This window comes from Kitasatospora sp. NPDC004272 (assembly GCF_053603035.1).
Map to the genome: position 1 here is coordinate 1 of NZ_JBSGET010000068.1, position 20,962 is coordinate 20,962.

24 protein-coding genes are annotated in these 20,962 nt (G+C 76.0%); 11 read left to right on the plus strand and 13 right to left on the minus strand.

What is annotated here, in order from left to right:
• Window positions 1-82: 82 nt before the first annotated feature.
• The gene (locus ACWEO5_RS21345) at window positions 83-343 is read right to left on the minus strand and encodes a GlsB/YeaQ/YmgE family stress response membrane protein (RefSeq protein ID WP_452163868.1); all 261 of its coding nucleotides are present in this window, start codon (window positions 341-343) and stop codon (window positions 83-85) included.
• A gap of 219 nt (window positions 344-562) precedes the next feature.
• On the opposite strand from ACWEO5_RS21345, the gene ACWEO5_RS21350 reads away from it, so the two are divergent.
• Both ACWEO5_RS21350 and ACWEO5_RS21355 read left to right on the plus strand, forming a co-directional pair.
• A complete protein-coding gene (locus tag ACWEO5_RS21350; RefSeq protein WP_344555420.1) occupies window positions 563-940 on the plus strand; it encodes a PRC-barrel domain-containing protein in 378 nt (125 codons plus the stop codon).
• 258 nt (window positions 941-1,198) lie between these two features.
• Complete coding sequence (locus ACWEO5_RS21355; RefSeq protein ID WP_452163869.1) at window positions 1,199-2,560, plus strand: SGNH/GDSL hydrolase family protein; 1,362 nt, start codon at window positions 1,199-1,201, stop codon at window positions 2,558-2,560.
• Window positions 2,561-2,617: 57 nt separating this feature from the next.
• On the opposite strand, the gene ACWEO5_RS21360 is transcribed toward ACWEO5_RS21355, so the two are convergent.
• Complete coding sequence (locus ACWEO5_RS21360) at window positions 2,618-3,721, minus strand: calcium:proton antiporter (protein ID WP_452163870.1); 1,104 nt, start codon at window positions 3,719-3,721, stop codon at window positions 2,618-2,620.
• A gap of 290 nt (window positions 3,722-4,011) precedes the next feature.
• Between ACWEO5_RS21360 and ACWEO5_RS21365 the strand changes: the two genes are divergently transcribed.
• Window positions 4,012-4,686 (plus strand): polysaccharide deacetylase family protein, encoded by a 675-nt coding sequence (locus tag ACWEO5_RS21365; RefSeq protein ID WP_452163871.1) that lies wholly within the window; start codon window positions 4,012-4,014, stop codon window positions 4,684-4,686.
• Here ACWEO5_RS21365 and ACWEO5_RS21370 read toward each other — a convergent pair.
• The 5 genes from ACWEO5_RS21370 to ACWEO5_RS21390 all read right to left on the minus strand — a co-directional run bounded on the left by ACWEO5_RS21370 (window position 4,683) and on the right by ACWEO5_RS21390 (window position 9,091).
• Window positions 4,683-5,720, minus strand: a complete 1,038-nt coding sequence (locus tag ACWEO5_RS21370; RefSeq protein ID WP_452163872.1) for a serine hydrolase domain-containing protein — start codon at window positions 5,718-5,720, stop codon at window positions 4,683-4,685. The two genes, ACWEO5_RS21365 and ACWEO5_RS21370, sit on opposite strands and share 4 nt — an antisense overlap.
• The gene (locus ACWEO5_RS21375) at window positions 5,717-6,646 is read right to left on the minus strand and encodes a DUF6895 family protein (protein WP_452163873.1); all 930 of its coding nucleotides are present in this window, start codon (window positions 6,644-6,646) and stop codon (window positions 5,717-5,719) included. The genes ACWEO5_RS21370 and ACWEO5_RS21375 overlap by 4 nt, the downstream gene beginning before the upstream one ends.
• A gap of 73 nt (window positions 6,647-6,719) precedes the next feature.
• Complete coding sequence (locus ACWEO5_RS21380) at window positions 6,720-7,433, minus strand: hypothetical protein (RefSeq protein ID WP_452163874.1); 714 nt, start codon at window positions 7,431-7,433, stop codon at window positions 6,720-6,722.
• Window positions 7,434-7,506: 73 nt separating this feature from the next.
• Window positions 7,507-7,716 (minus strand): hypothetical protein, encoded by a 210-nt coding sequence (locus ACWEO5_RS21385; protein ID WP_452163875.1) that lies wholly within the window; start codon window positions 7,714-7,716, stop codon window positions 7,507-7,509.
• Window positions 7,717-7,813: 97 nt separating this feature from the next.
• A complete protein-coding gene (locus ACWEO5_RS21390) occupies window positions 7,814-9,091 on the minus strand; it encodes an MFS transporter (RefSeq protein WP_452163876.1) in 1,278 nt (425 codons plus the stop codon).
• 86 nt (window positions 9,092-9,177) lie between these two features.
• Between ACWEO5_RS21390 and ACWEO5_RS21395 the strand changes: the two genes are divergently transcribed.
• Complete coding sequence (locus ACWEO5_RS21395) at window positions 9,178-10,077, plus strand: winged helix-turn-helix transcriptional regulator (protein ID WP_452163877.1); 900 nt, start codon at window positions 9,178-9,180, stop codon at window positions 10,075-10,077.
• Here the strand turns inward: ACWEO5_RS21395 and ACWEO5_RS21400 are convergent.
• Both ACWEO5_RS21400 and ACWEO5_RS21405 read right to left on the minus strand, forming a co-directional pair.
• A complete protein-coding gene (locus ACWEO5_RS21400) occupies window positions 9,999-10,640 on the minus strand; it encodes a DUF6629 family protein (protein ID WP_452163878.1) in 642 nt (213 codons plus the stop codon). The two genes, ACWEO5_RS21395 and ACWEO5_RS21400, sit on opposite strands and share 79 nt — an antisense overlap.
• A 27-nt stretch (window positions 10,641-10,667) precedes the next feature.
• A complete protein-coding gene (locus ACWEO5_RS21405) occupies window positions 10,668-11,057 on the minus strand; it encodes a VOC family protein (protein WP_452163879.1) in 390 nt (129 codons plus the stop codon).
• 59 nt (window positions 11,058-11,116) lie between these two features.
• Here ACWEO5_RS21405 and ACWEO5_RS21410 point away from each other — a divergent pair, with 59 nt between their 5' ends.
• Window positions 11,117-11,755: a MarR family winged helix-turn-helix transcriptional regulator gene (locus tag ACWEO5_RS21410; protein ID WP_452163880.1), complete on the plus strand. Its 639-nt coding sequence runs from the start codon at window positions 11,117-11,119 to the stop codon at window positions 11,753-11,755.
• A gap of 12 nt (window positions 11,756-11,767) precedes the next feature.
• On the opposite strand, the gene ACWEO5_RS21415 is transcribed toward ACWEO5_RS21410, so the two are convergent.
• Window positions 11,768-12,448: a TetR/AcrR family transcriptional regulator gene (locus ACWEO5_RS21415; protein ID WP_452163905.1), complete on the minus strand. Its 681-nt coding sequence runs from the start codon at window positions 12,446-12,448 to the stop codon at window positions 11,768-11,770.
• 175 nt (window positions 12,449-12,623) lie between these two features.
• Here ACWEO5_RS21415 and ACWEO5_RS21420 point away from each other — a divergent pair, with 175 nt between their 5' ends.
• The 5 genes from ACWEO5_RS21420 to ACWEO5_RS21440 all read left to right on the plus strand — a co-directional run bounded on the left by ACWEO5_RS21420 (window position 12,624) and on the right by ACWEO5_RS21440 (window position 18,235).
• The gene (locus ACWEO5_RS21420; RefSeq protein WP_452163881.1) at window positions 12,624-14,096 is read left to right on the plus strand and encodes an MFS transporter; all 1,473 of its coding nucleotides are present in this window, start codon (window positions 12,624-12,626) and stop codon (window positions 14,094-14,096) included.
• Window positions 14,097-14,246: 150 nt separating this feature from the next.
• Window positions 14,247-14,903, plus strand: coding sequence for an NADPH-dependent F420 reductase (locus tag ACWEO5_RS21425; RefSeq protein ID WP_452163882.1), 657 nt, complete (start codon window positions 14,247-14,249; stop codon window positions 14,901-14,903).
• 47 nt (window positions 14,904-14,950) lie between these two features.
• A complete protein-coding gene (locus ACWEO5_RS21430) occupies window positions 14,951-15,700 on the plus strand; it encodes a PIG-L deacetylase family protein (protein ID WP_344555448.1) in 750 nt (249 codons plus the stop codon).
• A gap of 709 nt (window positions 15,701-16,409) precedes the next feature.
• On the plus strand, window positions 16,410-17,471 hold the full coding sequence (gene rsgA, locus ACWEO5_RS21435) for a ribosome small subunit-dependent GTPase A (protein ID WP_452163906.1): 1,062 nt from the start codon (window positions 16,410-16,412) through the stop codon (window positions 17,469-17,471).
• Between the two features lie 17 nt (window positions 17,472-17,488).
• A complete protein-coding gene (locus tag ACWEO5_RS21440) occupies window positions 17,489-18,235 on the plus strand; it encodes an SAM-dependent methyltransferase (RefSeq protein ID WP_452163883.1) in 747 nt (248 codons plus the stop codon).
• A 79-nt stretch (window positions 18,236-18,314) separates the two neighbouring features.
• Here the strand turns inward: ACWEO5_RS21440 and ACWEO5_RS21445 are convergent, their stop codons facing one another.
• From ACWEO5_RS21445 to ACWEO5_RS21455, 3 genes are all read right to left on the minus strand, one after another.
• Window positions 18,315-19,073 carry a DedA family protein gene (locus ACWEO5_RS21445; RefSeq protein ID WP_452163884.1) on the minus strand — a complete coding sequence of 253 codons (759 nt, stop codon included), beginning with the start codon at window positions 19,071-19,073 and terminating at the stop codon, window positions 18,315-18,317.
• A 41-nt stretch (window positions 19,074-19,114) separates the two neighbouring features.
• On the minus strand, window positions 19,115-19,315 hold the full coding sequence (locus ACWEO5_RS21450; RefSeq protein ID WP_285740487.1) for a DUF1918 domain-containing protein: 201 nt from the start codon (window positions 19,313-19,315) through the stop codon (window positions 19,115-19,117).
• Between the two features lie 110 nt (window positions 19,316-19,425).
• The gene (locus ACWEO5_RS21455) at window positions 19,426-20,136 is read right to left on the minus strand and encodes a TetR family transcriptional regulator (protein ID WP_452163885.1); all 711 of its coding nucleotides are present in this window, start codon (window positions 20,134-20,136) and stop codon (window positions 19,426-19,428) included.
• Window positions 20,137-20,207: 71 nt separating this feature from the next.
• Between ACWEO5_RS21455 and ACWEO5_RS21460 the strand changes: the two genes are divergently transcribed.
• Window positions 20,208-20,960 carry an adenosylcobinamide amidohydrolase gene (locus ACWEO5_RS21460; protein WP_452163886.1) on the plus strand — a complete coding sequence of 251 codons (753 nt, stop codon included), beginning with the start codon at window positions 20,208-20,210 and terminating at the stop codon, window positions 20,958-20,960.
• The last annotated feature ends 2 nt before the right edge of the window (window positions 20,961-20,962 follow it).

The following is a 20,962-nucleotide window of genomic DNA, read 5'->3' on the forward strand; positions in this document are numbered from 1 at the left end:
TCTTCCGTTGTGGCTTTCGGCGGGGGCCGGCGTCTGGCCGGGACGGCGCGCGGAGGCGCGGTCCGGGCCGGTGGGGTGCGGGTCAGGCCCGGGAACGGGACCAGAACGGGGTGACCAGCAGGATCAGGACGGCGGCGGCGCCGATCTGGAAGAAGTGCCGGATCCAGTCGATGCCGTCGGTGTCGGCGACGCCGAACGCGCTCGCCAGGAAGTTGCCGATGATGCCGCCGACGATGCCCAGCAGGATGGTCAGCCACAGCGGGATCGGCTGACGGCCGGGAATGACCAGCTTCGCCAGCAGGCCGATGATCAGACCGGCGATGATCGCCCACAGGATCGACACGGGTTCCTCCTCGTCTCGCGGATGTCGCGGCCCCGGTGGCGCCGCACCACCCGCCTGCCCGGCGAACCGCCGGTAATGCCTGTCAGTTCCCTGGACGTCGCGCCGGACGCCGCGCCCGCCCCGCCCGGCATGGATCCCCGCCCCTCGGGCAACCGCCCCGGGCGGCCGCGGGGCGGAACGTCCGCCCCGCCGGGGCCGCCCGAGCGGAAGGAGCAGCGCATGAGCGAGCAGCGGCGCGACGTCGACGTCTGGACCTACCGGGACGCGTCCGGGCACCGGGTGGGCGTCGACCTGGTCGGGTTCCACGTGGAGGCCGAGGACGGGGCGATCGGCAAGGTGGACCGGATGGCCGAGGACTTCGGCCCGCAGTACCTGGTGGTCGACACCGCGCCCTGGATCTTCCACCACCGCGTCCTGCTCCCGGCCGTGACGGTCCGCGAGGTCGACCTGGAACGGCGCGCCGTCCGGGTCGACCGCACCAAGGAGGAGATCGGGGCCGCCCCGCCGCTGGTCGCGGCCGAACGGCACACCGACCTCGACCTGCGGGCCGAACTCGCCCTCTACTACGCCCCGTTCTACGGCAACCGGCTGCCCTGAGCGGCCCGCTCCGGCCCGGGCCCGGCGGAGCCTGGTGGCCGCCGGGTCTATGGGTTTCGTTTTCGAAAGATTCGAGAATTTTTCCGAACGGGTGGGGTCCGATCCCGCCCGAACTCGGTTACGCTACCGCCCGTCCGCAATGAAAACCCATGCCCGGCAGGCTTCGAAACTTTTCGATCCGGTCTCGTGGAGCGCACGCCGCCCGGTTCGCACGGGGGCACCACGGCCGTGCCGGGCAGGACCGGGAGAGGGCCGTACGTGAAGACAACCGCACTGCGCCGCTGGACGACGAGCACGGTGGCCGTCGCCGCCACCGTGACCCTCACCGTGACGGCCGCCGCGTTCGGCGGGTCCCTGGCCGACCGCGCCGGAGCGGCGGCGCCCGCCGACGCACGCCCCGCCGCCGCGGCGGACGCGGCGGGCCACGGGCACGAGCACTGGGTCGACACCTGGACCTCCATGCCGCAGCTGACCGAGCCGGGCAACATGCCGCCGGCCCCGTACACGCAGGACGGCACGGTGTTCGCCGACACCACCCTGCGGCAGACCGTGCACGTCACGCTCGGCGGCCCCTCCCTGCGGCTGCACCTCTCCAACGCGTTCGGCGGCGCCGCCCTGCCGGTGACGGCCGTGTCCGTGGCCCGCCCGGTCGACGGCCGGTCGGGTGCGCGGGCGATCGTGCCCGGCAGCTCGCGGCCGGTGACGTTCGGCGGACGGCCCGGGGTCACCGTGCCGGTCGGCGCCCAGATGGTCACCGACCCGCTGGACTTCCCCGTCGCCGCGGGCGAGACCCTCACCGTCACGGTCTACCTGGCCGCCGGCCAGCAGTCGACGAGCATCACCTCGCACCCCGGCTCGCGCACCACCTCGTACATGCTGCGCGGCGACCACCTCGACGACGCCGACCTGGACGGCGCCGCCCAGGTCAACCACTGGTACTTCCTGAGCGCCGTCGAGGTGCGGGCCGCGGCCGCCGACCGGGCGACCGTCGTCCTGGGCGACTCCCTGGCGGACGGCCGCGGCTCCACCGACAACGGCGACGACCGCTGGCCCGACCGGCTCCGGGCCCGGCTGGCCCAGCACGCCGACACCGCGGGCACCGCGGTGCTCAACCAGGCCGCGGGCGGCAACCGGGTCCTCAACGACGGGCTGGGCCCCAACGCCCTGTCCCGCCTGGACCGCGACGTGTTCGCGCAGCCCGGCGCCAGCTCGCTCGTCGTCTCCGAGGGCGTCAACGACATCGGCACCGCCGACGCCACCCCGGCGGCCCAGCAGGCCGTCACCGCGGACCTGATCAACGCGTACCGGCAGATCGTGCTCCGCGCCCACGCGCAGGGCCTCCCGGTCTACGGCGCCACCCTCACCCCCTTCGGCGGCAACCAGTACGACGACGCCGCGGGGCTGCGCGAGGCGTCGCGGCAGGCGGTCAACGACTGGATCCGCACCAGCGGGGAGTTCGACGCGGTGCTCGACTTCGACCGCGCCGCCCGCGACCCGCAGGCCCCCCGCCGGCTCCGCCCCGACCTGGACGTCGGCGACCACCTGCACTTCAACCCGGCCGGCTACCAGGCCCTCGCCGACTCCGTCCCGCTCCGCCTCTTCGGCCCCGGGGCCCGCTGACCCGTCGGCCGGGCACCGGAGCACGACCCGGGAGGGCGGCGCGGGCCGCTCCCCGGGTCAGGGGCTGACCGCGAGGACCAGGTACGCGCCGAGGATCGCCAGGTGGACGCCGCCCTGCAGCGGGGTGGCGCGTTTGGGGATGACGGTCAGGGTCCCGACGGCGACGGTCAGCGCGAGCAGGATCATGTGGTTGGCGCCCAGGCCGAGTTCGAGCGGGCCGGACAGCCAGGTGGAGGCGATCGCCACCGCCGGGATGGTCAGGCCGATCGAGGCCAGCGCGGAGCCGAGGGCCAGGTTGAGGCTGATCTGCACCCGGTTGCGGACCGCGGCCCGGACCGCGGCGATCGACTCCGGCAGCAGCACCAGCAGGGCGATCACCACGCCCACCACCGCGCCCGGCAGGTCGGCGGCGGCCACGCCGCGCTCGATGGTCGGGGAGACGCCCTTGGCCAGGCCGACCACCGAGACCAGGGCGACCGACAGCAGGGCGACGCTGACCAGCGTCTCCTGCATGGTCGGCGGCTCGGAGTGCTCGTCCATCGGGTCGACCACCTCACCCGCCGGGGTGACCGGCAGGAAGTAGTCCCGGTGGCGGACCGTCAGGGTCGAGACGAACAGGCCGTAGATGACGAGCGAGGCGGTCGCGGCGAACACCAGCTGGGTGGTGGAGAACCGCGGGCCCGGCTCGGACGTGGTGAAGGTCGGCAGCACCAGGCTCAGCGTCGCCAGGGTGGCGATCGCGCCGAACGCCGCGCCGGTGCCCTCCGCGTTGAACACCGCGACCCGGTACTTCAGGGCGCCGACCAGGATGGACAGGCCGAGGATCCCGTTGCAGGTGATCATCACGGCCGCGAACACGGTGTCCCGGGCCAGCCCGGCGCTCTTGTCCCCGCCGTCCGCCATCAGCGTGACGATCAGCGCCACCTCGATGATCGTGACGGCCACCGCCAGCACCAGTGAGCCGTACGGTTCGCCGACCCGGTGCGCGATCAGCTCCGCGTGGTGCACGGCGGCCACCACCGACACCGCCAGGAAGCAGGCCACCAGCGCCACCACCGGCCACGGCAGGTCCCGGTGCCAGGTGGCCAGGAGCAGCAGGAACGCCAGCACCGGGGCGACGGTCGTCCACTGCAGGTAGTGCGGTCGAGGGGAGGAAGCCATACGGCCGAGCTTGGCAGATGGCACCGGCCCGGCCCGGAAGTGACACTCGTGGCGGTGGTCCCGGTGCACGGCGAGGAGCTGCGGAGATGGTCGGACGGCGGACGGTAGTGGCGGCGGCGCTCGGACTCGCGGCGGCGGCCTGCGCGGCGCCGCGCCGGGCGGCGGTTCCCGGAGCACCGGCGGGTCCGTCGGCCCCCGCCCCGTCCCCGGGCCCGTCCCTGTCCCCGTCCCCGGCCCCGCCCGGGGCGCCGGATCCGGCCCGGCCGCCCGCGCCGCCGTCCCGGGAACAGGTGCTGGCCCGCCACGCCGGGCAGCTGCCGCAGCAGTGGGGCACCGACCTGCCGGGCGTGGTGGCGGACGTCCCGGGCGGGGCGCTGGCGCTGACCTTCGACGCCTGCGGCGGCCCGGGCGGGAACGGCTACGACGCCGCGCTGATCGGCACCCTGCGCCGGCTGCGGGTGCCCGCCACGCTGTTCCTCAACTCCCGCTGGGTGGACGCCAACCCGGGCCCGTTCGCGGAACTGGCCGCCGACCCGCTGTTCGAACTGGGCAACCACGGCACCGCGCACCGCCCGCTGTCGGTGACCGGCCGTTCGGCGTACGGCATCACCGGGACGGCCGATCCGGCCGCCGCGTACCGGGAGGTGGCGGACAACCGGGCGAAGCTGGCCGGGCTGCTCGGGCGGGCACCGGGCTGGTTCCGCTCGGGGACGGCGCACTACGACGAGGTCGCGCTGGCGCTGGTGGGCGAACTCGGCGAGCGGGTCGCCGGGTTCGCGGTGAACGGGGACGGCGGGGCCACCTTCACCCCCGGGCAGGTCGCGGCGACCCTGGCCGCCGCCCCGCCCGGATCGATCGTGATCAGCCACTTCAACCACCCGGACGCCGGAACCGGCGAGGGCTACGCCCGGGCCCTGCCCGCGCTGCTCGACGCGGGGCGGCGCTTCGTCCGGCTGTCCGACTAGGTGCTCCGCCCGGCGGCCCGGAGCACCTCGTAGCCCGCTTGGACGAAGCGTCCGTTCAGGGTCGGGCCGGCGTTGGCGAGGGCGGCGACCGCGACCGGGCCGTCGGGGGAGAAGCCGACGAAGGCGGTGCAGCCCCGGGTGCCGCCGGAGTGGAAGTAGACGTTCCGTCCGGCGGAGCGGCGGCGGTTCCAGACCAGGCAGAGCAGGTCCTCGGAGCCGGGCAGGCGCAGCCGGGGGCGTTGGACGTCGCGCAGGGCGGCGGCGAGGTGGGCGGGGGCGGGGTCGAGGTGGGCGCGCAGGTAGCGCAGCAGGTCGGCGCCGCCGGCCCGGACCGCGCCCGCGGCCGGGAGGGCGGGGATCCGCCAGGGCGGGAGCGGTCGGCCGTGCCGGTGGCCGGTCGCCCGCCGGGGCCCGTCCGGGGCGCAGGTGGTGGCGGTGAGGCCGAGCGGGGACAGGACCCGGTCGGCGAGCAGGTCGCCGTAGGGCAGGCCGGCGCGTTCGGCGAGGGCCCGGCCGAGCAGGCCGACGCCGTAGTTGGAGTAGCGGTAGTGGCGGCCGGGGGCGGTGCGCACGGTGGTCGCGGCCAGGGCGGCGGGCAGCCGCTCCTCGCCGAAGGCCGCGTAGGGGTTGCTGTTCCAGGCCGGGAGGGCGCTGGCGAGCAGGCCGGGCGGGAGCCGGGGGAGGCCGGAGGTGTGGGTGGCCAGGTGCAGCAGCCGGACCGGGCCGGCCCCGGCGGGGCGGACGGCCGGGGCGGGCCAGTCGGCGGGCAGCAGGTCGTCCACCGGTTCGGTCAGGGCGAGTTCGCCGCGGGCCGCCATCGCGGCGAGCAGCAGGGCGGTGAACGTCTTGCTGACGGAGCCGAGTTCGAAGACGGTGTCCGGGGTGCAGGCGGGCGCGTCCGGCTCCCGGCCGGTCCGGCCGGAGCAGCGGACCTCCGCCCGGTCGCCGGTCAGCACGGCCACCGTGACGGCGGTCGCGGCGGACTCCCCGGCCGCCCGCACCGCCGCCGCGAGCGCGGCCTCCAGCCCGCTCACCCGGCGGCCGTCGCCCGCAGGGCCCGGGCGAGCGTGACGTCGCCGGCCACCACCGCGACGACGGCGGTGTGCTGGTGGTCCAGGAAGACCCGCTCCCGGTCCCCGTCGACCGGGTCGCTGTCGCGCGGCAGCAGCCCGTCCTCGTGCTGGACGGCGGCCAGCGCGTCCCAGCCCTGGCGTCCGGTGGTCGGTTCGCCGCAGCAGGCGTCGACCACCAGCAGTTCCGCGACCAGGTCCCACTGGCCGACCTCGGCCCACACGTCGAGCCAGACCGGCAGCCAGTCCCGGACGTAGTCGCGCATCGGCTCGGGGAGGCCGTCCGGGCGGGCGCCCCAGTCGGTGAGGTGGAAGACGGTGTGGGTGATGTCGTACCCGGTCATCCAGTTCACCGCCCAGGGCTCGGGCCGGGCGCCGAGCCAGGTGCCGAGGGCGAGCGCCTCCCAGTCGGGCCGGTGGTCGAGGCCGACGACCCGGCGGGCGTTGGCGACGCCGAGGCGGCGGTTGGGGCGGATCTCCTCGGCGTGCGCGGCCCGCAGCCGGGCGAGCGAGTCGAGCAGTTCCTCCAGCTGCGGGTGCCGGTAGCCGGCCCGGGCGAAGTGGCCGTAGGTCTCCAGCGGGTCGGTCATGGTGAAGTGGTGGAGCTGGCGCTCGTACAGCAGGTCGCCCTCGCGCAGCTGGGCCCAGCAGCCGTCGAGCAGTTCGCGCGCGGTCCGGGTGTCGGCGGGGCCGCTGACGCCGTCGCGCAGCACGAGGGAGGCGGCGAGGGCGACCTCGCCGAGCGGCTTGTAGGCGTTGTCGGCGTCGGCGAAGTCGATCAGGGTGTTGTCCGGGATCCGGCCGAGGCCGTCGCGGTGCGCGGCGTGCAGCCAGGACAGCGCGCGGGAGCCGAGCCGCTGGGCGGTGCCGAGGACGTGGGTGTCGGTCATGCCGTGCGCCTTCCGGGGCCGGGGGCCGTGCGCGGGTACGGGCGGCGGGCGGGGACGAGGGGCGGCGTGCCGGTCACGGTGCGGGCCTCCCCCCGCCGGGGGCCGCGAGCAGGCGGTGGGCGATGGCGAGGCCCAGCGCGGTGCGGGCGCTGCCGTCGCCGGCCAGCCGGATCCGGTCGAGCACGGGGGCGACCTCCAGGCGCGGGGCGAGGCCCTCGGCGTCGGTCCAGGCGAGCCAGCGGGCCAGCCGGGCCGCGGTGGTCTGGTCGCGGCGGAGCAGGGCGCGGACGGTGCCGCGGGCGAGGGGCAGCACGTGGGTGCGGGCGCTGTCGTGCACCGGCCCGTCGAGGCCGGGCAGCGCGAGCCCGGACAGCTGGGACATCCGCACCGACCAGGTCTGCCAGCCGCTCTCCCCGGGGGCGGGCGGCGTGGGCGGCATCGGCGCGCCGTCCCCGTACGGGGTGCGGGCGAGGAGCCGTCCGGCGGCCCAGTCCTGCCAGGCGATCACCAGGGCGGCGCCCGCGGACGGGGCGGCGGGGGGCGGGAGGGTGCGGCGGGCCTCGGCGAGCAGGGCGGCGGTGGGGCCGTCGGGTCCGGCGCCGGCCAGCAGTCGGGGGGCGAAGAGGTCCGGGCCGAGGACGCGGGCCGCGGCCAGCAGCGTCCGGCCGGTTCCGGGGGCCTCCGGGGGCGGGGCGGCGTCGTCGTGGAGGGCGTCGAGGGTGCGGCGCGCCAGGTGCTCGACGGCGGCGGCGTACTCGTCGCGCAGCGGGGTCTCGGCGAACGGCATGGCGGGGCTCCTCCTGGTGCGGGGCCGGGCCGGTCCGCGGGGGCGGACCGGCCCGGTCGTCAGGCCGTCCCGGTCACCGGGTCGGCTTCGCTTCCTTCGGGGGCTTGGGCGAGAGCAGCAGCCCCAGCACCAGGAGCCCGGCTCCCACCGCCTCGGGCGAGTACGTGGGCGCGTCGGACACGGCGGCCTCGTCCTCCACCATCAGGCTCGCCAACGCGGCGGCTTCGGTCGACGTCGCCGTGCGTGACCGCGGCGCCGTTTCGGTCCGGAACTGAGTAAGCATCAGGTGTGCCTCCTCGTCTGGATTTCATCGCCCGTTCGGGTGACGCCCCCCTTTCGACGGTACGAGCACGAACCGACCTTTGCACCCGCAGCGGGGTTCAGGCGGCGAGGTCGGTCAGGTCGCGGGCGCCGCGCAGCCGGGAGGAGAGCAGCAGGACGGGGGAGAGCACGGTCAGCGCGCAGGCCAGGGCGAGCGCGGTGCGCGGGCCCCAGAGCGAGACGGCGCCGCCCGCGGCCAGCGCGCCGACCGGGATGGCGCCCCAGGAGACGAAACGGACGGTGGCCATCACCCGGGGCAGCAGCGCGGCCGGGGTGGTGGTCTGCCGGTAGGTGCGGGTCAGGATGCTGAGCACCACCACGGAGGCGCCGAACCCGGCGTTGCCGAGCGCGAACAGCAGCAGGCCGGCGCCGCCGGGGGCCAGCGCCATCAGCGGGGCGGCCAGCACGCCGAACAGCGAGCCGATGATCAGGGTGCGGGCGGTGCCGAAGCGGGCCGCCAGCCGGGGGGTGAACGCCGCGCCGACCAGGCTGCCGGCGCCCTCGGCGGCCATCAGCACGCCGACCAGCCCGGCCGGGGCGTGCACGGCGCGCACCAGGAAGACCGGGACCACGGCCATCAGCGCACCGCAGACGAAGTTGCAGGCGGTCGCCTCGGCCAGGCACGGGCCCACCACCGGGTGCCGGGTCGCGTACCGCCAGCCCTCGCGGATCTGGGCCCGGAAGGACGGCCGGTCGCCGTTCGGCGCGGGGCGCTCGGCGGCGGCCCGGGGCAGGGTGCGCAGCAGCGCGGCCGAGCACAGGAAGCTGACCGCGTCGGTCACCAGCGCCGTCGCGGCGCCCAGCAGTTGGACCAGCAGGCCGCCGAGCGAGGGCCCGGCGAGCTGGTTGGCCGCGTGGGTGGCGGAGGTCAGGCTGTTGCGGGCGGTGAGCTGCCCGGGCGGCACCACGGCGGGCAGGAAGGTGGAGTTGCCGACGTCGAACACCACGCTCGCGAAGCTGACCACCAGCGCCGCCGCGACCAGGTGCGGCAGGCCGAGCACGCCGAACGCGGCGGCCAGCGGGACGGAGGCGATGGCGGCGGCGCGCAGCAGGTCCATCGCGATCTGGGTGCCGCGCAGCGGCAGGCGCTGCACCAGGACGCCGGCCGGCAGGCCGATCACCAGCCAGGCCACGTACCCGGCGGCGGTGACCAGGCCGACCTGGAAGCCGCTCGCGTGCAGCACGGTGACGGCGGTCAGCGGCAGGGCGACGGCGGTGACGGCGTCGCCGAGGCCGCTGACGGTGGTGGCCGTCCAGTAGCGCCAGAAGGAGCTCGCCGGGGCGGTGGCGGGTGCCCGCAGTGGTCGGTCGGTGCTGGTGGTGCCGGTGGTGCTCATGCGGTGTCGTCCCTGGTGGCAGCTAGTGAGTTCCCTTGGGGAACTCACTATAGGCGGTGCGGGTCCGGCAGTGGCAAGGTGGTCGCATGCGCTACACCGACGTCGGCGACACCGACTGCTCCATCGCCCAGGCGCTGTCCGTGGTCGGCGACTGGTGGACCCTGCTGCTGGTGCGCGACCTCGCGGGCGGCACCCACCAGTTCGACGCCCTGCACGAGTCGCTCGGCATCAGCCGCAAGGTGCTCACCGCCCGGCTGCGCGCCCTGGTCGAGGACGGCGTGGTCGAGAAGCGCCTCTACCACGCCCACCCGCCGCGCTACGCCTACCACTTGACCGACAAGGGCTGGGGGCTGCTGCCCGTGCTGGTCGCCCTGCAGGACTGGGGCGGCCGCCACCTGCTCGGCGACGGGACGCTCACCGCCACCGCCGGCCCCGACTCCGCCGAGGCCCGCCGGGTGCACGCCCTGGTCGGCACCCGGATCCCCGAACTCGCCCTGCCCGCCGCCTCGGAGGGCACCCGTCCGCCGCTCACCGACCCGGTCGCCCGCACCCCCTGGACGGTGCTGTACTGCTTCCCCGGCGCCTACGCCCCCGGCAGCCAGGGCTACCCGCCCGGCTGGGACGACATCCCCGGCACCGCCGGCTGCACCCTCGAATCCTGCACCTACCGCGACCGCCTCGACGCCTTCGCCGAGCGCGGCGCCACCGTGCACGGCGTCTCCACCCAGCGCCCCGACCAGCAGGCCGCGTTCGCCGCCCACCAGCGCATCCCGTTCCCGCTGCTCTCGGACGCCGCGCTGCGGCTGGCCGGGGCGCTGCGGCTGCCCACCTTCCGGGCCGGCGGCGCCGACCGGCTCAAGCGGCTCACCCTGGTGGTCGACGCCGCCCGCACCGTGCGCGCGGTGCTCTACCCGGTGCCCGACCCGGGCGGTTCGGTGGCCGAAGTCCTGGCGCTGATCGACCAGTTGAAGTCCGACCAGCGGTAGAGCAGCACCGAGGCGAGGGCGGCCAGCGCGCACCAGGTGGAGACGAACGCCAGCCGCCACAGCAGGCCGCACAGCAGCGCGCCCAGCCCGGCGACCCCGCCCAGCAGCCGCAGGTACCGGTCGCCCGAGCACAGCAGTGCGCCCAGCACCGCCACCAGGTACCCGGCCAGCAGCAGCCCGGGCGCCGGCACGCCGACCGCGTACCCCAGGGTGTGGCCGTGCCGGACCGCCGCCACCGGGCGGCCGGCCAGCGCGAGCGCCAGCGGCCCGGCCACCGCCGCGCCCAGCAGGGTGAACCACCCGGCGCCGCGGCGGCGGGTCGCGCACCACACCGTGGCCGGGACGTACAGCGGCAGCAGCGGCAGCGCGATCACCGCCCACGCCGTCCGGGCCCAGGCCCAGCCCGACCAGACGCCCGCCTCCACCAGCTGGTGCGCGCCCAGCAGCAGCGGCAGCGCGGCCAGCGGCAGCCGCCGGGTCGGCCCGGCGCGCAGCGCCGCGCCGACGCCGACCGCCGCCACGACGGCCCCGGCGGCCAGGTCGGCCTCCGCGCTCCAGCACATCCGGCCAGCGTACGAGCCGACGGGCAGTCAGTACGACTGGAACTCGATCAGTCGGCCCTCCGGGTCGCGCAGGTGGGCGGTGCGCATCTTCTCGCCCCACTCCGGCCGGTCGGTGGGCGGCAGCACCGCCGCGGCCCCGCTGCGGACGGCCAGCTCGTAGGCGGCGTCCACGTCCGGGACCCGGCAGACGAACGCGTCGCCGCCGGGCGGGCCCGGGTCCGCCCCGAGCGTGCGGGCCATCACGGCCCGGTCGAACAGCACCAGCACGGCCTCGGTGCCGACGTCCCAGTGCGCGTAGGGGCCCCGCGCGGAGCCCTGGACGCGGTGGGCGCCGAGCAGCGGCGGCAGGACGGCGTCGTAGAAGGCGAAGCAGGCGGGGAAGTCGGCGACGAGCAGGCGGGGGTGCAGTGCGTCCACGGGGGACCTCCAAAACAGTGGGTTCACACCCACTATAGGGCCGAACCTATGATTGCTCCATGGCCGATCCCACTGAAACCCCGCCCTCGCTCCGCGAACTGACGACCTATCTGCTCTCCCGCACCGGCAAGGACGCCCGCACCCGCCTCGCCGAGAGCCTCGCCGCCGACGGGCTGCGGCTCTACCACCACGCCGCCCTCGCCGCCCTCGCCGACCTCGGCCCGCACACCCAGCGCGAACTCGCCGCGCGCCTGCGCCTGGACCCCAGCGACCTCGCCAAGGCCGCCGACCTGCTCGCCGCCCGCGGCTGGATCGACCGCACCCGCGACCCCGCCGACCGCCGCCGCCTCACCCTCACCCTCACCGCGGCCGGCCGCACCCGGCTCGCCGGCCTCCAGGCCGAGGCCCGCGCCCTCCAGGACGCCTTCCTCGCCCCGCTCGACCCCGCCGAACGCGCCGTCCTGCACGGACTGCTGCTGCGCCTGCACGCGGGCGCGGCGCCGGACGGCGGGGCGGCCGACACCGGCGCGAACCGGGCGGCGGCGGGCGGGGCCGGGTGGCCGCCGGAGGTGGTGGTCGCCAACACCGTCACCGGGGGCGCCTTCCACGGCGGCATCGTCCAACTGGGCGCCGCGGGCGGCCTGTCGCTGTCCACCGCCCCCGGGGAGGCGCCCGGCGGGGAACCGCGGCGGGACTGACCGCCGGAAGGCTCAGGAACCCTCCGCCGGGGCGTCGGTCCCCGGCGCCCGGCCGGCCTGCAGGCGCAGGCCGGCCAGGGTCAGGTCGAGGGCGGCGAGGAACTGCGCCTTGTCGTCGTGGCCGTCGAACTCGTCGACGACGTCGTGCAGGAACGGGTACTCCCCGGGGTCGAGCGCGCGCCAGACGGTGGCGTAGCGGCCCAGGTACTCCTCGCGCTCCACCAGGCCGTCCACCACCGCCTGGGGCGGCTCCTGGCCCAGGTCGGCGGCGGCGCTGACCACCACGCCGAGCACCGCCGTCACGGCGTGGAAGCGCTGCAGCGGGGTGAGGTCGAGCCGCAGCAGCTGCCGCCCCAGCTCCTCGTAGAGCCGCAGCGAGTTGCCCTCCGCGTCGATGCCGCGCATGAAGCGCGAGCCCAGCCAGGGGCGGTCCACCACCGCCTCGAACAGCGTGACGGCCATCGCGCGCAGCTCGTCCACCGGGTCGCCGGTGCGGGGGTGCCGCTCGAACTCGGCCAGCACCCCGCCGAGCACGTGGTCGACGGCGCGGTCCAGCAGGTCGTCCCGGCCCGACACGTACCAGTAGACGCTGCCGACGCCGGTGCCGAGCCGGCCCGCCAGGCCGCGGATGGTCAGGGCGGGCTCGCCCGCCTCGTCCAGCAGTTCCACCGCGGCGCCGAGGACGGCCTCGATGGAGTGCGAGGCGCGCCGGCGCTCCCGGGACGGGCGGTCGGCGGGGCGCTGGCGCGGAGGTGTCATGCCCTTCATCCAACCACATTTGCCAGATTATCGAACGTGGTTCTAGTATCGAACTCGGTTCGATAATGTGTGACACCCGCCCTGACACCCGCCCCGAGAGGAGGCCGCCATGAACGGCACCGCAACCACCGCCGCCGCCCCAGCAGCGGCGCCGCGTACCTATCCGTCGCTGCGCGCGGCATGGATCCCGATGGCCGCGCTCTGCCTGGCCTTCTTCGTCGAGATGGTCGACAACACGCTGCTGTCCATCGCCCTGCCGACCATCGGCCGCGACCTCGGCAGCGGCACCACCGCGCTGCAGTGGGTCACCGGCGCGTACTCGCTGACCTTCGGCGGCCTGCTGCTGACCGCCGGATCGATGGCCGACCGGCTCGGCCGCCGCCGCGTCCTGCTGGCCGGCCTCGCCGTGTTCGGCCTGCTCAGCCTGGGCGTGGCCCTGGTCACCGGCGCCGGGCAGCTGATCGCCCTGCGGGCCGGTCTGGGCGTCGCCGCCGCCGCGATGGCGCCGATCACCAACTCGCTGGTGTTCCGGCTCTTCGACGACGCGGCGCTGCGGATGCGCGCGATGACCGTGATGATCGTCGTCGGCATGTCCGGCTTCGTCCTCGGCCCGCTGCTCGGCGGCACCGCGCTGGCCCACGTCAAGTGGCAGTGGCTGCTGCTGGTCAACGCCCCGATCGCGCTGATCGCCGCCATCGGCGTGCGCCTCGGCGTCCCGGCCGACCGGCCCGAGGACCTCACCCGCGACCGCCTCGACCTGCCCGGCGCCGTGCTGAGCGTCGCCGCCATCGGTCTCGCCTGCTACTCGCTCACCAGCGGCGTCGACCACGGCTGGGCCTCCGCCGCCACCATCGGCTCGATCCTCGGCGCCCTGCTGGCGGGCGCGGTGTTCGTCCGGCACGAGCGCCGCACCGCCGCCCCCATGCTCGACCTGAAGCTGTTCACCAGCGGCACCGTCCGCGGCGCCGCCATCGCCCAGATCGGCACCGCCATCGCGATGGCCGCCGTCATGTTCGGCCTGATCCTGCACTTCCAGTACGCCTACGGCTGGAGCCCGGTCAAGGCCGGCCTGGCCAACCTGCCGATCATCGTCACCATGCTCGCCGCCACCCCGCTGTCCGAATGGCTCGCCAAGCGCTTCGGCCACCGCGTCGCCTGCCTGGTCGGCGCCGCCTGCCTGGCCGGCTCACTGGCCGGCCTGGCCTGGGGCGTCTCGCACGGCTACGCCGCCATCGCGCTCTGCATGGTCGTGATGACCATCGGCCTGCGCACCGTCATGACCATCTGCGCCATCGCCCTGGTCGAGAAGATGCCCGAGAACCGCACCTCGATCGGCACCGCCCTCAACGACACCGCCCAGGAGGTCGGCAGCAGCGTCGGCACCGCCGTCGTCGGCACCCTGATCGCCGCCCTGGTCACCACCCAGCTCCCCGCCGGCACCTGGAGCAACACCCTCGTCCACTCCTTCTTCCACGGCGAACGCATCACCTACGCCGTGCTGGCGGTCATCGTCGGCCTGGTCACCGCGGGCGGCGCGCTCACCCTCACCGACTCCCACAGCACCGAGGAGCACCCCGCCTAGAGCCCGGCTACCGTGGAGGGGAGAAGGGGCCGCCGGTCGCGGGAGGGGACGGCGGTCCCGCAGAGTTGATCACCCGTCAGGGCGCCTTCTTGTAGGGTGCGTTCGAATCGACGACGAGTCGACGATCTGACGCGGGGACGGAGCAGGCGGATGCGGATCGGAATCATCGGCACCGGAACGGTCGGGCAGACCCTGGGCGGCAAGCTGGTCGCCCTCGGCCACGAGGTCACCCTCGGCTCGCGCAGCAAGGGCAACGCCGCGGCGGAGGACTGGGCGGCCCGCTCCGGCCCGCTCGCCCACCCGGGGACGTTCGCGGAGGCCGCCGCCTTCGGCGAACTCGTCATCAACGCCACCGGCGGCACCGTCGCCCTCGCCGCGGTCGAACTCGCCGGGGCGGAGAACCTGGCCGGCAAGACCCTGCTGGACGTCTCCAACCCGCTGGTGTTCTCCCCGACCGGCGAGGTCACCCTCGACCCGGTCAACGACGACAGCGTCGGCGAGCGCCTGCAGCGCGCGCTGCCCGCCACCCGGGTGGTCAAGGCGCTCAACACCGTCAACTGCGAGGTCATGGTCGACCCCGGCCGGGTCCCCGGCGAGCACCAGCTGTTCGTCGCGGGCGACGACGCCGGGGGCAAGGCCGAGGTGGTCGCCCTGCTCACCGAGTTCGGCTGGCCCGCCGCCGCCGTCCTCGACCTCGGCGGGATCGACGCCGCCCGCGGCCTGGAGATGCTGATGCCGTTCTGGCTGCGGCTGATGCGCCACTACGGCCACGCCGACTTCAACTACGCCATCCGCACCGCGCGCTGACCCCGCCCGGCAGCCGGGGGCGGGGCCCGAACGAAAGGCAGCACACCATGAGCGACCGCACCGACCGGGCCCCGCTCCCGTACCAGCCGCTCGACGAGGACTGGGACACCGCGCTCGCCGTCGTCGCCCACCCGGACGACATGGAGTACGGCGCGGCCGCCGCCGTCGCCCGCTGGACCGGCCAGGGCAAGCGGATCAGCTACCTGATGGTCACCAGCGGCGAAGCGGGCATCGACGGCACGGAGCCGGAGCTGTGCCGCCCGGTCCGCGAACGCGAACAGGTCGAGTCCGCCCGGATCGTCGGCGTCGACACCGTCGAGTTCCTCGGCCACCCCGACGGCACCGTCGAGTACGGGCTGCCGCTGCGCCGCGACCTGGCCCGGGCGATCCGCCGGCACCGCCCCGACATCGTCATCACCACCAACTTCCGCGACACCTACGGCGGCGTCCTCCCCAACCAGGCCGACCACATCGCCGTCGGCCGGGCCGCCCTCGACGCGGTGCGCGACGCCGGGAACCGCTGGGTCTTCCGCGAGCTCACCGCCGAGGGCCACCAGCCCTGGAACGGCGTCCGCCAGCTCTGGGCCGCCGGGTCCCCCGACGGGCTGCACGCCGCCGACACCACCGACACCTTCGCGGCCGGCGTCGCCTCGCTGGAGGCCCACCGCGCCTACCTCGACGGCCTCGGCGGCGACATGGCCAACGCCGCCGAGTTCCTGGAGGGCATGGGCCGGGCCGCCGGGGCCCGGCTCGGCACCCGCTTCGCGGCCGCCTTCGAGGTGGTGAACTTCCGCTGACCTGCGCCCGGTCGGGGCGAGAAACCCTCCCCGGGGGCCCGCTCACAGCTGCCGTCGCCGGAACGCGGCCGCCGCCAGCAGGACGGCGGTGAGCAGCAGGCCGGTGCCGACCGGCCACCAGGGGGTGCCGTCCGCCGCCCGGCTGCCGGTGGCGACCGCAGCGGTGACCCGGGCAGCCCCGCGGGGTGGACCCCGCGAGCCGGGGGACGACGCCGAGCACCACGAGGGCGAAGACCGGTGCCGGGTCCGCCTCCCCGAAGACCGCCCGGGTCGCCAGCCACCCGACCCCGGCGCCGACGGACACGGACACGGCCGCGGCCGCGGCGACGAAGCCGACGAGCGCCACCGCGTGGGTGAGGGCGTAGGCGGTGCGGCTCGCGGGCTCCACCGGGACCAGCACCGGCCCGCGCGGATTTCCACCGGTGCCGACCCGCACCGAGGTGCTACGGTGGTCGGGACGTGGCCATCGGTGCCACCCGGAGAGATCGGAGGAGATGCGAGATGACGGTCATGGTGACCACCGCCGTGCGCGGTGCCCGACTCGTCCGCATCTCCCGGGTCTCGTCCTGACCTTTCCCTGCCCGCCTCCCCGTCGTGGGAGTGCCCCCGGCACGTCTGCCGTCCGGCGAGACCCCTTCCCAGAGGGTCTCCTCCTTTGTCACATCACCATGTTCCATCCTGCTCCGAACCTCCCCGCCCCCCGCGCGTACTGACCCCGGCCGACTACGGCTGGGACGGCGAACGCGAGCGCTCCTTCGCCGCGGCCAGGGACGAGGGGCTGGTACCCGGCCGCGTGGTGCGGGCCGAGCGCGGCCGGTGCGAGGTCGTCGCCGAGACCGGCCCGGTCCGTGCGGCGCTCGTGCCGCCCCCGGGCGGCGGTGACCGGCTGACGCCGTGCACCGGTGACTGGGTGTCCGTCCGGCCCGCCACCGCGGCCGCGTCCCCCGTCGTCGTGGAGGTGCTGGAGCGCCGGACCGCCGTGGTCCGCTCCACCGCCTCGCGCACCTCGCACGCCCAGGTGCTGGCCGCCAACGTCGACACGGTGGCGGTGGCCGTCTCCCTCGCCGACCCGCTCAAGCCGGGGCGGGTCGAGCGGATGCTCGCCCTGGCCTGGGAGAGCGGCGCCACCCCGGTGGTGGTGCTCACCAAGGCCGACCGCTGCGCCGACCCCGACCGGGCGGCCGCCGAGGTCGCCGGAGCGGCTCCGGGGGTGGAGGTGCTGGTCACCAGCGCCGCCACCGGCGAGGGCCTGGGCGCCCTCACCGCGGTCCTGTCGGGCACGGTCGTCCTGCTCGGGCCCTCGGGCGCGGGCAAGTCCACGCTCGGCAACCGCCTGCTGGGCGAGGACCTGCTGGCCACCGGCGCGGTGCGCGCGGGCGACGGCAAGGGCCGGCACACCACCTCGTGGCGGGAACTGCGGCCGCTGCCCCACGGCGGGGTCCTGCTGGACACCCCGGGCCTGCGGGGCGTGGGCCTGCACGACGCGGACGAGGGCCTGGACCAGGCGTTCGCCGAGATCACCGAGCTGGCCCGGCACTGCCGCTTCGCGGACTGCGCCCACGGCGCCGAGCCCGGGTGCGCGGTGCTGGCGGCCGTCGCGGACGGCCGCCTCCCGCAACGGCGCCTCGACAGCTACCACCGGCTGCAGCGCGAGAACACCCACGCCGCCTCCCGCACCGACGCGCGGCTGCGCGCCGAACTGGAGCGGCCGAGGAAGCAGATCTCGCGCGACATTCGCACCCTCAAGCAGTCCCCCCACTTCAAGGCCTGACGAAAAGGAACCCGGTCATGGACCTTCCCCGCATCTTCACCATCCGCGAGAGCGGCCACCGCATCCACAACCCGCTGACCGCCGAGAAGTTCGCCACCCTGGGCGAGTCGCTCCGCCTCCCCGCCGGGACGCGGGTGCTCGACCTGGCCAGCGGCTCGGGCGAGATGCTGTGCACCTGGGCGCGCGACCTGGGCTTCACCGGCACCGGCGTGGACATCAGCACGCTCTTCACCGAGCAGGCCCGGGCCCGCGCCGCCGAACTCGGCGTCGCCGACCGGGTCGGGTTCGTCCACGGTGACGCCGCCGGCCACGTCGCGGACGAGCCGGTCGACCTGGCCGCCTGCGTCGGCGCCACCTGGATCGGCGGCGGCGTCGCCGGAACGGTCGAACTGCTCGACCGCAGCCTGCGCGACGGAGGGCTGATGCTGATCGGCGAACCGTTCTGGCGCAGGACCCCGCCGGACGAGGAGACCGCCAAGGCGTGCCACGCCACCGCCGTCGCCGACTTCCTGCTCCTGCCGGAACTGATCGAGCGGTTCCGGGAGCTCGGCCACGACGTGGTGGAGATGGTGCTGGCCGACCAGGACAGCTGGGACCGCTACGCCGCGGCCCAGTGGCTCTCCATGCGCCGCTGGCTCGACCGGAACCCGGACGACGAACTCGCCCCCGAGGTGCGGGAGGAGCTCACCACCGAGCCCGCCCGGTACGCGCGCTACGGGCGCGAGTACCTCGGCTGGGGCGTCTTCGCCCTCATGAAGCGCTGACGGCGCCGCCCCGGGCGGGGCCCGGACCTCCGTTCCGTCCGGGCCCCGCCCGGGGCGCTCCGCCTTCCTGGGCCGGTCCTCAGGTCCGGCCGTTCCCGTCGGTGTCGGTGTCGGGGTCGGTGGCGGTGTCGGCATCCGTGTGGGCGTCGCTGCCGGTGCCGGGGTCGGCGCCGTCCGGGTCGGCCTGGTGCGGGATGCGGCCGGCGGCGGCGTCCCGGGGCGGGCGCCGGCGGCGGCGCAGCCAGGTGCGGGCGACCAGCAGCAGCACCAGGACGGCCAGCACCGCGAACAGCAGGACCTGGTAGCGGACGGCCTGCCGGTAGAGGGCGTCGATGTTGCTGCCCGCGAAGTAGCCGACCGCCGTCCACACGCCCGCCCACAGCGCCGCGCCCAGCGCGTTGGCCGGCAGGAAGCGGCGCCAGGGCATCTCGGTGGTGCCCGCGATCAGCCCGTTGGTCTGGCGCAGCACGTCGACGAACCGGGCGCCGGTGACCACCAGCGCGCCCCGGCGGCGGAAGAAGGACTCGGCGCGCTCCATCCGCTCCGGGGTGAGGCGGACGTACCGGCCCCAGCGGTGGACGACGGCCAGGCCGCCGGTGCGGCCCAGCACGTACGCGAGGGTGTTGCCGGCGGTCGAGGCCAGGAAGGCGACCAGCAGCAGTACCGGCAGCGAGAGCTGCCCGGCGCCCGCGTACACCGCGGCCAGTACCAGGATGGTCTGGCCGGGCACCGGGACCACGCAGCTGTCGAGGAACACCAGCACCCCGACCGCCAGGTAGCCGTAGTCGTCGAGCAGCGGGGCGAGGTGGGCCAGCGGGCCGGGCAGGGGCGGCGACAAGGTCGGGCACTCCTCCTACCGGGCCCGGCGGGGCCCGGGGGTCAGCGCTGCTCCTCGCCGAGGCGGTGCTCGACGACGCAGTCGGGGCCGGGGTAGACGAGTCCGGCGTGGCCGTCCTCGAAGCGGACCAGGTACGGCGGTTCGCCGTCGGTGCCGCGCACCTCGACGATCTCACCCCGGCGGTCGGTCATGCCGACCGACCTGCTGTACATGTGGACGTGGTCACCCACCGTGGCTTGCATCGGACACTCCCGCGGGCGGACGGACAGGGCACTGAGCTTCCCCCTCCACTGTGCGGCGGGCACCCGGACGGCGCAAAGGCGGGCGGCGCGGCGGCGGGCGGCGGGCGCGCTCAGGGCGCGGGCGGGGGCGCAGGCGCGGGCGGGGCGTCGGCCAGGTAGCCGTGCAGCAGCCGCTTGCACTCGGCGATCAGCACCGGGTCGCCCGCCGGGTCGGCCCGGAAGGCCAGCTTGAGCACCGCGTCCGCGCACTCCATCGCCACCCGCAGCACCAGCGCGTACCCGGGGGCCGCGAACAGTTCGCCGCCGATCGCGCGCAGCCGGGCGGCGACCGCCGCGTTGTTGTCCAGTTCGGCGTCGAGCAGGTGCAGGTCGTCGACCTCGGCGGGGACGGCGTCGACCAGGCCGAAGTCCAGGTGCCCGAAGCCCGTCACGGCGCGCTTCATCGCCACGAACTCGTCCACCGCGTGGTCGGCGAAGGCGGCCGGGCCCGGCGCGCCCGGACCGGCGGCGACCCGGCGGGCCAGGCCGTCCAGGAAGCGGGCCAGGTTGCGTTCGGCGAGGGCGGCCAGCAGGCCCTCCTTGCCCGCGAAGAACTGGTAGAGGGTGCCGATCGGCACCTCGGCGCGCAGCGCCACCTCCTTGGTGGTCAGCCCGGCCGGCCCCACCTCGTCCAGCAGCCCCGCGCAGGCGTCCAGCAGCCGCTCGTACCGCTCCTGGCTGCGCTGCTGCACCGGCCGGCGGCGGGCCCCGGCGGCCCCGGCGGCCGGGGCGGCCGGTGCGCGGGAGGCGGGGGCGGCGGACGCGGCGCGCTGCGGGGTCATGGCGCCACTCTGCCGCATCCGGTCGGACCGGGGCGAATCCCGACCGGACCGGTGTGGTTGGGTGTCGGACCATGAACGAGCAGCAGGTGGTCAGGGTCCAGCGGGCGGGGCGGATCGAGGACGGGGCCTGTCGGCACCTGCTGGTCTGGCGGGCCGGTCCGGGCTGGCGGATGGCCGGTTCGGGCGTCCTCGGCGGCGGGCTCGGCGAACGCCACTGGGTGCTCAACGCGCAGGTGCGGGCCGGGTACGGGCGGATGGACCCGGCCGAGCACCTGGCCGAACTCGCCGCCGCGCAGGGCCTGTCCGGGCCCGGCACGGGACTGATGACGGCCGCCGAGGTGGACGCCTGCACCTGGGCCGAGGACGGCGGCGCCACCGCCGTGGTCACCACCGGCATCGGCGTCCCGACCTGGGCCGCCGCGCCCGACCTCCCGTCCGGGTACGCGCCCGGCACCATCAACATCCTGGCGGTCGTCCCCGCGCCGGTCTCCGACGCCGGGCTGGTCAACCTGCTCACCACCGCCACCGAGGCCAAGGTCCAGGCCCTGCTGGAGGCCGGGTACGACTGCTCCGGCACCCCCTCCGACGCGCTCTGCGTCGCCGTCCGCACCGCCCGCCCGGGCCGGGCCCCCGAGCCGTTCGGCGGCCCCCGCTCGCCGTGGGGCTCCCGGCTGGCCCGGGCCGTCCACCGCGCCGTGCTGGCCGGGGCCCGCGCCGACCGGGAGCGCCGGGCCGGGTGGGACGGCCCGCCGACCCACCCGGCGACGCTGCCGGGCTGCGCGTGCGGGGACGTGCTGACGGCCGGGACGGTGGCGGTGGTCTGACC